This window comes from Geomonas oryzisoli (assembly GCF_018986915.1).
Classification (GTDB): Bacteria; Desulfobacterota; Desulfuromonadia; order Geobacterales; family Geobacteraceae; genus Geomonas; species Geomonas oryzisoli.
The window spans coordinates 568,888-581,136 of the sequence record NZ_CP076723.1 but is presented as its reverse complement, the minus strand read 5'-3'; the positions used below and the strand labels follow the sequence as shown (position 1 = coordinate 581,136).

The following is a 12,249-nucleotide window of genomic DNA, read 5'->3' as shown; positions in this document are numbered from 1 at the left end:
CGTTACGCCCTAACATCGCCCCGTCACGGCCCGGCGCTCCGGTAAAGATGAATTCAACTTTTCGCTGGTGCTGCCGATACTTAATCTGGAAGCGCCCATGAACATCCTGTGGGCGTACCGGAGGGGGTCATGGAGACCGACATTCTCGACGGCACCGGCCTCAAACTGCAACTGAGCCCGGACCAGAAGTCCCTGCAGGCGCAGTACACCCCGGTCACCCAGCGGCGCGCGGTGGATGCCGGGCAGTTGCGCGAGGCGATTGCGGCGCTGGGGTACGGGGAGCTGTTCATCTCCCAGGACGCCCTGGAGCAGCTACTGCAGCGCTGCGCCGTTTCCCCGGTCGGCTTCACCCTGCAGATCGGCGAGCGGCGCGACGCAAGCTTCGTCCTGCAGCTCTCCGACGACATGATGACGGCGACCATGACCATCCAACCCGCCCACGGCGGGCGCCGCATCACCTTCGAAGAGGTGGAGCAGGCGCTCGCCCGCGAGGGGGTGGTGTGCGGCATCCTTTATGACGAGATCAAGGCCGCAGTGGAGGCCGGAGAGGCCGGCAAAGTGGTCATCGCCCAGGGAACCCCTCCCATCCCGGGTGAGGACAGTCAGTTCATCAGCCTCATCCCCGAGATGGCGACCCAGATGCCGCAACTGTCCGACAACGACACGGCCGACTACAGAAACCTGGGCGACATCGTCAGCGTAAGCCTCGGCGACCCGCTTTTGCGGCGCACCCACCCGACCGTCGGGGTCCCGGGAGTGAACCTTATCGGCGTGGAGCTTCCCACCACGGACGGGACAGACCTCCCCTTCGCCGACAACCTGACCGGCATCGCCTGCGACCTGAAAGACTGCGATCTGCTGGTCGCCGCCATCTCCGGCTACCCGACCATCGTGCCGCGTGGCGTCAACGTCGACCCGGTCTTCAAGCTGAAACGGGTCGACCTCTCAACCGGGAACCTGCACTTCAAGGGGTCGCTGGAGATTTCCGGCGACGTCAGCGAGGGGATGGAGGTCACCGCCACCGAGGACATCACCGTGGGCGGGGTGGTTGAGGCCGCCCGGGTCAAGGCGGGAGGCAACATCGTGATTCAGGGGGGGGTGATCGGCCACGGCCATGCCACTCAGCCCGGCAAGATGGTGAGCCGGCAGGAAATGGCCCAACTGGAGGCGGGAGGGACAGTGACCGTGCAGTTCGCCGAAAATGCCGCCATCAGCGCTTGCGGCGACATCGTCATCCGCGAACTCGCCATGCAAAGCGAGCTCACCTCCGGCGGCAGCATCCTGGTCGGCGAAAAAGGTGGGCGCAAGGGGCACATCATCGGGGGGGTCTGCCGTGCCGTTTCCCTGGTGCACGCGGTGGTGATCGGCTCCCACGCCGGAGTCCCCACCGTCATCGAGGTGGGCGTCGACCCGGCACTGAACCGCAAACTCGAGATGGTGCAGGAAAACCTGGCCGAGAAGCAGCGGCAGCTGGACGAGCTCACCAAGACCCTGGCCTACGTCAAGGAAAACCCCGGCAGCATGGAGGCGGGGCTTTTGAATCTGAAGCAGCGCATCTACACCAAGTGCCAGGGAGAGCTGGCGGAGTTGACCGGCGAGAAGAAAAGGCTGCAGAAACGTCTGGAGATCAACGCCCAAGCCCGGGTGGAGGTGGAACGCGACGCCTTCCTGGGGGCGCAGATCAGGATCGGCTCCAGCACCTTCCTCGTCGAGGAGGACCTCACCAATCCGACCTTCACCCTGGGCGAACAGGGGGTAGCGTACTGAAACAAGGGAGCGGCATGCGCATCATAGGACTCACCGGGGGGATCGCATCGGGCAAGACCAGCGCGGCGCACCTCTTCGAGAAACTGGGGGCGGCGGTGATCGACGCCGACCAGCTGGCGCGGGAGGTGGTGCAGCCGGGCGAGGAGGCCCTGGCGCAGATCGTGGCGGCCTTCGGAGCCAAGGTGCTCAACCCCGACGGCACCCTGAACCGCGCAGCCCTGGGGGAGATCGTATTCGCGGACGCGTCGGCACGGCGCACGCTGGAGGGGATCACCCACCCCGCCATCAGGAAAAGGGCGGAGGAAAAGCTGCAGCGCCTCAGGGACGCCGGCACCGGTACCGCCTTCTACGTGGCTCCGCTTCTCTTCGAGGCGGGGATCGTGTCCCGGGTCCACGAGGTCTGGGTGGTCTACCTGGACCAGGAGACCCAGCTGGCACGCCTGATGGCGCGCGACGGCCTCTCGCGGGAGGCGGCGCTCTCGCGGATAGCGTCGCAGATGCCCATGGAAGAAAAGAGGAAGCTGGGGCAGATCGTCATCGACAACCGCGGCAGCAGGGAGGAACTGGAGGCGCAGGTACTGAGGCTGTGGCGCGAGGAGATAGCGGACCGGCAGCGGGAATGAGCCGGGACGGGAGACAAGGTACAACGAAAAAGGCCCCCGCTTGCGGCGGGGGCCTTTTCATTACTATTTGTGGTAGCCAAGCTTCTGGGAGATCTCCTCGCCGGAGCGGATCACCAGCGGGATCAGTTCCTTCTCCAGCCGCTCGTCGGTGAAGCGCATCGAGGGGCCCGAGATGCTCACCGCGCCGATGATGCGACGGGTGTAGTCGCGGATCGGGGCGCCCACGCACTTGACGCCGACATCCATCTCCTCGTCGTCGATGGCGTAGCCCTGCTCGGCGATCACCTTGAGGTGCTTCTTGAGCTCCTCGCGGTCGGTGACCGTCTTCGGGGTGTAGCGCTTCATTTCCTTGGTGGGGAGGTAGTTCTCCAGCTCCTCGTCGGTCATGTAGGCGATCTGAACCTTGCCGGCGGCGGTGCAGTAGGCCGGGAGGCGGGCGCCGACGCGCGGTACCACCCTGACGGTAAGGTCGGTCTCCACCACGTCGAGGTAGACGATGTGGAACTCCTTGAGGATGGCAACGTAGGTGGTCTCGTTGCACTCCTTGACCAGCGCCTCGAGCACCGGGCGGGACTGGCGCAAAAGACCCATCTGCTTGATGAAGGTCTGCCCCAGCTCCAGGGTCTTGAGCCCCAGCCGGTAGTTTTCAGTTACCTTGTTCTGCTCTATGTAGTTCCGCGACTCCAGGGTAGCCAGAAGACGGAAAACGTTGTTCTTGTGAAGCTTCAGCCTCTTGCTCAGCTCGGTAACGCCCAGTTCGTCCACCTCGTCGTGGAACTGTTCCAGGAGGTCGAGTGCGTGGGAGACGGCCTGAATGATGTACTCAGATTTCTCTTTTTTCGCCATTGGCTGCACCTATAAATATCAGAAAAAAATTTCAAACAATATTAACTAGGCCATTTGACAAGCCGTGTCAAGAAAATAAATCGCTTGATAAACGCTTTTAATGTGTTTAAACTCGCCCTACCTGTACCCCTGCCATCCCCCTCTCATGGAGCGGGCGGTAAAACAGCTTCTACGGGTAAAGTCGGCACGATGCGGCGCCGGATAGTGTCATACACGCAAAATATAGAATTATGTTCTAGAAAAGTCAAGCGACAACACGTTCGCGCGCAGCGAACTTGAAGGCTGGCGCCCGGGCATCGGCGCCGGCGAATCGGCGGAGAGCCATGGTGCGTCTCAACCTGATTTCCAAGCTTGCCCTGGCCATCGGACTGGTGCTTTTATGCACCATGGCCCTGTTCGCCTACCTGAACCTGAGAAGCCTCAAGGGGCTGCTGCTGCAGGAGGCGATTTCCGAGGCCGACCACATCACCGAGACCATCATCCGCACCACCCACAACCAGATGCTCAGGGACGACCGTCCCCTGTTCTACAAGACCATCGAGGAAATCGGCAACCAGCAGGGGGTGGAGCGGATCCGGCTCATCAACAAGACCGGACGCATCATCTTTTCCACCGACGACGCGGAGACCGGAACGGTGCTGGGGAAGCACTCGGAGGTCTGCGCGGTCTGCCACGGCGGCCCCGAGCTTCTTTTGACCGCCCCCTCCAAAAACCGCAGCCGCCGCTTCTACGGCAAGTCCGGCGCCGAGTTCCTCGGCATCACCAACGCCATCTACAACGAGGAGAGCTGCTACACGGCGAGCTGCCACTTCCACCCGGAGCAGTTCAAGGTGCTGGGCGTGCTGGACGTGGTGGTGCCGCTGGACAGGATGCACTCCCTGCTGGACGCCTACCGCAGCCGCATGCTGCTGCTGACCCTGCTCCTCATCACCCTCACCTCGTTGAGCCTCACCTATTTCACCCAAAAACTGGTCAACCGTCCGGTCCGGGAACTCTTGGAGCACACCCAGATGCTGGCGCGGGGCGAACTGGACGGGCTGGTGCACAGCTTCGCCAACGACGAGCTGGGGGAGTTGGCCGACTCCTTCAACACCATGACCCTGAACTTAAAGAAGGCGCGGCAGGAGCTGGAGGGGTGGGGGCGCGACCTCGAGCAGATAGTGCAACAGCGGACCCAGGAGATCACGCGGATGCAGGCGCAGCTGATCCGGTCCGAGAAGCTCGCCTCGCTGGGGGAGCTGGTGGCCGGCATCGCCCACGAGATCAACAACCCGCTCACCGGCATCCTGGTGTTCGCCTCCCTGATCCAGAGCAACCCCAAGCTCGACCCGGCCCTCAAAAGCGACATCGAGACGGTGCTCAGGGAAACCAAGCGCTGCGCAGGCATCGTCAAGGGGCTCCTGGAGTTCGCCCGCTGCGCACCGCCGCAGAAGGCCCCATGCTCCCTCAACGACATCTCCGACGCGGCGCTCGAACTGGTCCGGCACCAGATCCTGTTCCAGGACGTCACCATCGCCCGCAACTACACCGGCCGGATCCCGCCGCTGCTGCTCGACCCGAACCAGATCGAGCAGGTGCTGGTGAACATGCTGGTCAACGCGGGGCACGCGCTGCGCGGCGAGGGGATGGTCATGGTGGTTACCGGCATCGATCCGGTGCAGGGGCAGGCCTTCATCAAGATAAGCGACAACGGCTGCGGCATCTCCGAAGCCAACCTGCACCGCATCTTCGACCCGTTCTTCACCACCAAGTCCAACAAGGGGACCGGCCTCGGGCTCTCCGTCTCCTACGGCATCATCCAGGAGCACGGCGGGCGCATCGAGGTGCAAAGCGAGGAGGGGGTGGGAACCAGCTTCACCATCTTTCTGCCCATCCCGCAGCAGGACACCCCGCCGCCCCGACTTCCCGACCCGGGGCGCTTCGACCTCGATGCCCGACCGGGAGAAGCGTAAGCCGTATACGCGACGGCGTTTCCCGCCGCCCCGCCCCCTCCCGGCGGCCCCTACCGGGCGCAACTGCGCGGAAGAAAACGATTGACAGCGTGGGGCCGTATTGTTAGTTTACGGTCGGGTCACGCCCGGCTCGCGCCGTGCCGCAGCCCGTCTGGCCAGCCCCAACGTCACGCAGTACCGGAGCCGCAGTGAACATCACCACCAACGGCGAAGCCGTATCGATCGACCCCCTCACGGTTCAGCAGTACCTGGTCTCCCTCGGCATCGACCCGCGCCGTGTCGCGGTCGAGCTGAACATGGACATCCTTCCCAAGGCGCAGTACGAGACCACCCTGCTGAAGGATGGGGATGCCCTGGAGATCGTCCATTTCGTGGGAGGGGGCGCCGGCCGCGGCTAGCACCCCCGCAGCGGACAAAGCCCGCCCCCCGCTCACCTGGCCGCCCCGCGGCAGCCGGATCGAACCGACCTATTCTGACAAGACGCTACCGATTGGAGAACAGTGATGCCCGTAACAAACGACAAGCTCATCATCGCAGGACGCGAATTCGACTCCCGCCTCATGGTGGGAACCGGCAAATACGCCGATTTCCAGCAGATGGTGCGCGCCATCGAGGTCTCCGGCGCCCAGATCATCACCGTTGCGGTGAGAAGGGTGAACATCTCGGACCGGAGCAAGGAATCCCTGCTGGACCACATCGACCTGAAGAAATACACCCTGCTTCCCAACACCGCCGGCTGCTACACCGCCGAGGATGCCATCCGCACCTGCCGGCTCGCGCGTGAGGCGGGGCTTTCCGACTTCGTGAAACTCGAGGTGCTCGGCGACGAGAAGACGCTCTTTCCCAACAACGAGGAACTGCTCAAAGCCGCCAAGGTCCTCATCGCCGAAGGGTTCACCGTGCTCCCCTACACCAGCGACGACCCGATCATCTGCAAGAAGCTGGAGGACATGGGGTGCGCCGCGGTGATGCCGCTGGGGGCGCCGATCGGTTCCGGCCTGGGCATCCGCAACCCGTACAACATCCAGATCATCCTGGAGACGGTCAAGGTCCCGGTCATCGTGGATGCCGGCGTAGGCACCGCCTCCGACGCGGCCATCGCCATGGAGCTTGGCTGCGACGGCGTGCTCATGAACACCGCCATCGCCGGGGCCCAGGACCCGGTCGCCATGGCCGAGGCGATGAATCTCGCGGTCCGCGCCGGCAGGCTCGCCTACCGCGCGGGACGCATCCCGAGGAAACTCTACGCCACCGCATCCTCTCCGCTGGCGGGGCTGATCGCGTGAAAGGCCTCGATTCCCCCTGGATTGACTTCAACCTCTACCTGATCACCGGGCGCGGCGAGACCCTCGGGCGCAACCTGGAGTTCGTGGTCGAGGAGGCCCTGAGGGGGGGCGTGCGCGCCGTGCAACTCAGGGACAAGGGGGCCGCCAGCACAAAGGACCTCTACGAGACGGCCCAGGAACTGCGCCGCCTCACCTCCCGCTACGGCGCAAAGCTCTTCGTGAACGACCGGGTGGACGTGGCGCTCGCGGTCGATGCCGACGGCGTGCATATCGGCAGCTCCAGCCTGCCGCTGTACAAGGTGAGGAGGCTTCTGGGCGAGCGCAAGCTGATCGGCGTTTCCTGCCATAACCAGACCCAGGCGGTCACGGCCCAGGAAATGGGGGCCGACTTCATCACCTTCGGCCCGGTCTACTACACCCCCAGCAAGGCCGAGTACGGCGGTCCGGTGGGGGTCGAGAAACTGAACAGTGTGGCGCAGCTGCTGCAGATCCCGGTGTTCGCCCTGGGTGGGGTGAACCTGGACAACTGCGCCGAAGTCATCGCCGGAGAGGCGCGCGGCATCGCCCTCATCTCCGCCATCCTCTCCGCGCCCGACCCGCGCGACGCTGCCAAGAGGCTTCTGGCCCTGCTTCCCCCAATCGAGGAGCACCACGTCTAGATGACACTCGGCGAACCGATCCATAGCGAACTCCGCATCAATTCCTACGGCTCGTACGTAAGGCGCCGCTTCGGCTGCCGCGTCAGCAAGGTGAACGTGGACGGCGGCTTCACCTGCCCCAACCGCGACGGCAGCCGCGGCACCGGCGGATGCATCTACTGCGACAACAGTTCCTTCTCTCCCAAGGAGACCCAGGCCCTGATCCCGGTCGAGGAGCAGATGGCGGCGGGGATGGCCTACCACCGCGAGCGGCTGGGGAGCGAGAAGTTCATCGTCTACTTCCAGAAGTACACCAACACCTACGGCCCGGCGGACAAGCTGGCGGACCTGTACCGGCGCGCCCTGGCCCACCCGGACGTCCTGGGCATCTCGGTGGGGACCCGCCCCGATTCGCTGAGCCCGGCCGCAGTCGAACTGCTGACCGACCTGGCCCGCGAGCACTACGTCTGCGTGGAGCTCGGCCTGCAGTCCATGGACGACGCCATCCTCTCCCGGATCAACCGCGGCCACACCCTGGCCGAGTACCTCGACGCGGTCGAGCGGCTCTCCGGACGCGGCCTCGAGATCTGCACCCATCTGATCTACGGCTTCCCCGGCGAAACCAGGAGCGGCTTCCTGAAGACCGCCCGCCTCATCGCCGGTCTCCCGGTCAACTCGGTGAAGCTGCACCAGCTGCACGCGGTCGAGAACACGAGGCTCGCCGAGATGTACCGGGACGGGAGCTGGCAGCCGATCGGCATCGACGAGTACGTGGCGACCGTCTGCGACTTCCTTGAGGAGCTCCCGGCGCGGGTCACCGTGCAGCGGCTGTACGGCTCGGCGCCCCTTGCCATCCGGGTCGCGCCGAACTGGAACCTGAAGAACAACCAGATGTGGTACGCCGTGATCAACGAGCTGAGAAGGCGCGGCAGCTGGCAGGGATGCCGGCTGAACAGCGAGGTCAGGGCGGCCTGAAGAGGAGAACCATGAAGACGGCACAACTGATCGGCTCCGCGGAGCCGGTACGGATCGGCAAGATCCTCTGCATCGGGCGCAACTACGCGGACCACATCAAGGAGCTGGGCAACGAGACCCCGGAGCGTCCGGTGATCTTCACCAAGCCCGCCTCCAGCGTGATCGGCGCGGGGGAGGAGATCGTGATCCCCTCCTATTCCAGCGACTGCCACCACGAGGCGGAACTGGCGCTTATGATCGGCAGCACGGGGAGCAACATCCCCCCCGAGCGGGCGCTCTCCCACGTGGCGGGGTACGCCGTCGCCATCGACCTGACCCTGCGTGACGTGCAGGCGGAACTGAAAAAGAAGGGGCTCCCCTGGGACATCGCCAAGGGGTTCGACACCGCCTGCCCGCTGTCCCCGTTCGTTCCCGCCGCGCAGGTGGCCGACCCGCACCAGTTGCGCATCACCCTCGCCGTGAACGGCGAGAAGCGCCAGGACGGCGGCACCGATCTCATGATCCACCGCATCCCCGAGCTGTTGAGCTACCTCTCCTCCATCTTCACGCTGGAGCCGGGGGACCTGGTACTGACCGGCACGCCCGCGGGCGTCGGCCCGATCAAGAGCGGCGACCGGGTGGTCGCCGAGATCGCCGGGGTGGGGAGCATCGCCGTTTCGGTAAGGTAAAGAGGCTTCACCCAACAAAGGAGGTTTGCATATGACCAACGAGAAAAGCTGCCCCGACTGCCAGGGGCTCATGATCCTGATGCCGGGTTGAGGTGGCCTCTTCTGGCGGTGCCAGAAGTGTGGCAAGAAACTCCCCCTGAGCGGAGACAACTCCAAAGGGTGCGGCTGCAGTTAAAAAAAAAGGGGGCTCGAACGAGCCCCCTTTTTCCGTTTCCACACCGGCCGTTCAGACCGGCTGTGCCGTCACGGGCGCCCCTGCGCCCCCCGCATCGCCCGCTTTTGAATCTCCTTCCCCGCCTGTTCCCGCGCCCCCTGCCGGCGGCGCCAGCCGCTCCCGCTCCTCCCGAAGCACCTCGAGCAGGCGCTCCTCTGAGAGCGGGCGGTGGTAGTAGTACCCCTGCAGTTCGTCGCAGCCACGATGTCCCAGGTATTCCGCCTGTTCCAGGGTTTCCACCCCCTCGGCGATCACGTGCAGCTCCATCGCCTTGGCGATGCCGATGATGGCATCCACGATGGCGCGTTCGTCGGGAAGCTCACAGACGTTCTTGATGAAGGCGCGGTCGATCTTCAGGTGGTCGATGGGGAAGTTCTTCAGATACTGCAGCGACGAATAGCCCGTGCCGAAATCGTCGATGCCGATGGAGACGTTGAGCCCCTTCAGGTGCCACAGTTTGGTGGCAGTCTCCTCCACGTCCTTGATGAGGCAGGTCTCGGTGAGTTCCAGTTCGAGGAGGGCGAGATCCACGCCGCTTTGGTCCGCCGCCTCCTCGACGAGACGGCACAGTTCACTGCGCATGAACTGACACCCCGAGATGTTGACGGACATCCTGAGCGGCAGACACCCCGCGTCGAGCCACTGCTGCAGCTTCGTGCAGGCCGTCTTCAGCACCCATTCTCCCAGCGGCACGATGATGCCGGTAGCCTCGGCGAGCGGGATGAAGGAGTCCGGCATCACCCGCCCCTTTTCCGGACTCATCCAGCGTACCAGCGCCTCCACCGCGGCGATCCTGCCGGTGCGGGCGTCCACGATGGGCTGGTACTCAAGGAAGAACTCCTCCCGCTCCAGCGCCATCCAGAGCTCGAACTCGAGCCGTGTCCGCTCGAGGAGCTTCTGGTTCATCTGCGCGCTGTAGAAACAGAAGTCCACGCCCGGTTTCTTGGCGTTGTACATGGCAATGTCCGCGTTCTTGAGCAGCGTCTCGGGGGAGATGCCGTCGTCGGGATAGATCGAGATGCCAATGCTCGCTCCCACGTAGACCTCCCTGCCGCCCACCTCGTACACCGGAGTGAGCTTCCTGAGCAGGTTCTGCGCGATGCAACTAGCGTTTTCCTCCGTATCCAGGGTCGCCACCACCACGAACTCGTCCCCCCCCAGCCGCGCCAGGGTGTCCTTCTTGCGCACCCCGTTTTTCAAGCGCCGGGCCACCTCGATCAGGATCTGGTCCCCCGCCTCATGCCCCAGCGTGTCGTTGATCGGCTTGAACCCGTTCAGGTCGAAGAAGAGGGTGGCCATCTTGATCCCTTCGCGCTGGGCCATGCCGATGGTGTGCTCCATCCGGTCCAGCAGCATGCGCCGGTTCAAAAGGCCGGTGAGGCTGTCGTAGTAGGCGAGATTCTCCAGCTGTTCGGCGCTGCGCTTCTTCTCGGTGACGTCCTCAAACAGGGTCGCCACCATCCCGTCCCCCATGGGAAACGCGTTCACCGTGAAGACCCGCCCCGCCCCTTCCTGCTCCAGTTCCAGGCTCACCTCGCCCGACTCCCGCCGGAGCGCCTCCCGGACCGGCGCGAACAGCCCCCCCTGCACCTGCAGGATGCTCTTGCCGATGTCGTCGCGTCCGAAGCCGAAGACCGATACGGCGACGGGGTTGATGTCGGCGAGCACGAGGTCGGTCTCCCCCCCGCTCCCGGGCACGGTGCGGTACAGGGCCAGCCCCTCGTTGAGCGACTCGTAGACCGAGCGGTACTTCTCCTCGCTCTGTTTGAGGGTGCGATAGGCTTCCTCTATGGCTCTGAGGGGCACGGTGCGCAGCCGGAAGAAGGTGAAGCCGGCGGTGAGAGCCCCCAGACAGAAGAGCAGCGCAGTCACCATGAGGGTCGGTGCCAGGGACCGCGACACCTCCAGTCTGGCAACCTGGTGCCCGGCATCGTACACCGGAAATGACTGGGATAAAAGCGGCGAAAGCAACTTGTCCGAGCTCTCGGCGATCACCACCCCCTTGAGGTTGTAAAGCACCCGCTTTTCAGCGGTTTCCGTGGAACGGCGCGCCAGTAGCTCCCTCAGGCGCAACTCCTCGAACTCCCACATCTTCGGGTTCGCGACTATCAGCGTCCCCACCACGCGGGCGTTGATCTCCCCCTCCGTCTCGATGACCCCGGTCATGTGCGAGAAGGCCATCACGAAGTAGATCGCGGGCGGCATCAGGGTCAGCACCGCGGAGAGTATCCCCGCGGTCAGGGTGGTGCTGCGCCGTATGGACTGGCTGTACCTGATCATTTAACCCCGGTGACGAGCACGCCGTGCTTCGCCGCGATGGCACGGCCCTTTTTGGAGTCCAGGAACTTGATGAATCTGGCAACCGTGGAGGAAGCGTCCTTCCTGGTCACCAGGTGCATCTCCTTCACAAAGCGGTACTTGCCCGAAGCGACGTTGGCCACACTCGGCTGAACCCCGCCGAGCTTCAGGACCGCGACCGCGTTGGGCTGGGAAAGCGGCAGCGACAGCGCCATCACCGCCACTGCCCCTTCCGTCTTCTTGACGAGTTCGAAGGCTTCGTCGTCGGTGATCCCCAGCAGCATGTCCTTGCGCGTCTGGGCGGCACTCATCCCGCGGTCCATCTCCGGCGACATGGAGCGGGTGAGCTTGGTGTCCACGTCTTCGTTGGGGCGCAGCACCACCCGGACCAGCTCGCCGCCGGGCCACCTGGCGCTGCTCGTGCCGTACATTCCCGCCAGCTCGTTCAAGCTCACCCCGGTTACCCGCACCTGGCGATTGGCCAGCACGGCAAAGGGAGCACGCCCCCACTGCTGCTGGACCAGTCCTTCGGCGCTTTCGGCCGGTTTGAGGGGACGCCCCGAAACGGCGAGGTCCAGCGCGTTGCGCGATAACGCCTTGATGGCGGCCGAACTCCCGAGGCTTTTCTCCATATCGACCACGACGCCGCGGTTTTCCTTTTCGAACGCTGCCACCAGCGGCCTCAGGGCCACCAGGCCTGCACCGGTGCCGTTGATCCTGAGGGTTTCCGCAGCTGAGGGTGTCGGGGGGGACACAAGGGTGGAAACGACGGCCAGGACGGCCAATGCTGACTTGACGAAAGATGGCATGGTTGCTCTCCTGTCAAACGGAATGGAATTGGGACCTGCGCGGTAGGCGAGGCGGTAGCGGAAGGACTACCGTTAACCCTACAGATTTATCGGATTTTCGGCTGTGATCTCAAGTACTTTATGCGGGAAATAGCAGCGGGAAGGGGAGGTGCGGCAGGAGAATCGTGAAGGCG

At 64.3% G+C, this 12,249-nt stretch carries 11 protein-coding genes; 8 read left to right on the top strand and 3 right to left on the bottom strand.

Features of this window, described 5'->3' with window-relative positions; all coding sequences use genetic code 11:
* Positions 1–129: 129 nt before the first annotated feature.
* Together KP004_RS02565 and coaE are read left to right on the top strand one after the other, a co-directional pair.
* A complete protein-coding gene (locus KP004_RS02565; protein ID WP_216800817.1) occupies positions 130–1,767 on the top strand; it encodes a flagellar assembly protein A in 1,638 nt (545 codons plus the stop codon).
* A gap of 14 nt (positions 1,768–1,781) precedes the next feature.
* Complete coding sequence (gene coaE / locus KP004_RS02560) at positions 1,782–2,390, top strand: dephospho-CoA kinase (protein ID WP_216800816.1); 609 nt, start codon at positions 1,782–1,784, stop codon at positions 2,388–2,390.
* A gap of 63 nt (positions 2,391–2,453) precedes the next feature.
* Here coaE and KP004_RS02555 read toward each other — a convergent pair whose 3' ends face one another.
* Entirely contained in the window at positions 2,454–3,236 is a 783-nt protein-coding gene (locus KP004_RS02555) for an IclR family transcriptional regulator (RefSeq protein ID WP_085813870.1), read from the bottom strand.
* A 323-nt stretch (positions 3,237–3,559) separates the two neighbouring features.
* On the opposite strand from KP004_RS02555, the gene KP004_RS02550 reads away from it, so the two are divergent.
* The 6 genes from KP004_RS02550 to KP004_RS02525 all read left to right on the top strand — a co-directional run bounded on the left by KP004_RS02550 (position 3,560) and on the right by KP004_RS02525 (position 8,755).
* Positions 3,560–5,188, top strand: coding sequence for a sensor histidine kinase (locus tag KP004_RS02550; RefSeq protein ID WP_239026908.1), 1,629 nt, complete (start codon positions 3,560–3,562; stop codon positions 5,186–5,188).
* Between the two features lie 188 nt (positions 5,189–5,376).
* Positions 5,377–5,586, top strand: a complete 210-nt coding sequence (thiS, locus tag KP004_RS02545) for a sulfur carrier protein ThiS (protein ID WP_216800815.1) — start codon at positions 5,377–5,379, stop codon at positions 5,584–5,586.
* A gap of 105 nt (positions 5,587–5,691) precedes the next feature.
* Positions 5,692–6,474 (top strand): thiazole synthase, encoded by a 783-nt coding sequence (locus tag KP004_RS02540; protein ID WP_216800814.1) that lies wholly within the window; start codon positions 5,692–5,694, stop codon positions 6,472–6,474.
* Positions 6,471–7,133, top strand: a complete 663-nt coding sequence (gene thiE / locus KP004_RS02535; RefSeq protein WP_216800813.1) for a thiamine phosphate synthase — start codon at positions 6,471–6,473, stop codon at positions 7,131–7,133. Before KP004_RS02540 ends, thiE begins: the two co-directional genes overlap by 4 nt.
* On the top strand, positions 7,134–8,087 hold the full coding sequence (gene mnmL / locus KP004_RS02530; RefSeq protein ID WP_216800812.1) for a tRNA modification radical SAM protein MnmL/YtqA: 954 nt from the start codon (positions 7,134–7,136) through the stop codon (positions 8,085–8,087).
* Between the two features lie 11 nt (positions 8,088–8,098).
* Entirely contained in the window at positions 8,099–8,755 is a 657-nt protein-coding gene (locus KP004_RS02525; RefSeq protein WP_216800811.1) for a fumarylacetoacetate hydrolase family protein, read from the top strand.
* Between the two features lie 226 nt (positions 8,756–8,981).
* Here the strand turns inward: KP004_RS02525 and KP004_RS02520 are convergent, their stop codons facing one another.
* Positions 8,982–11,249: a putative bifunctional diguanylate cyclase/phosphodiesterase gene (locus tag KP004_RS02520; RefSeq protein ID WP_216800810.1), complete on the bottom strand. Its 2,268-nt coding sequence runs from the start codon at positions 11,247–11,249 to the stop codon at positions 8,982–8,984.
* A complete protein-coding gene (locus KP004_RS02515; protein WP_216800809.1) occupies positions 11,246–12,076 on the bottom strand; it encodes a substrate-binding domain-containing protein in 831 nt (276 codons plus the stop codon). Before KP004_RS02515 ends, KP004_RS02520 begins: the two co-directional genes overlap by 4 nt.
* Positions 12,077–12,249: the final 173 nt, after the last annotated feature.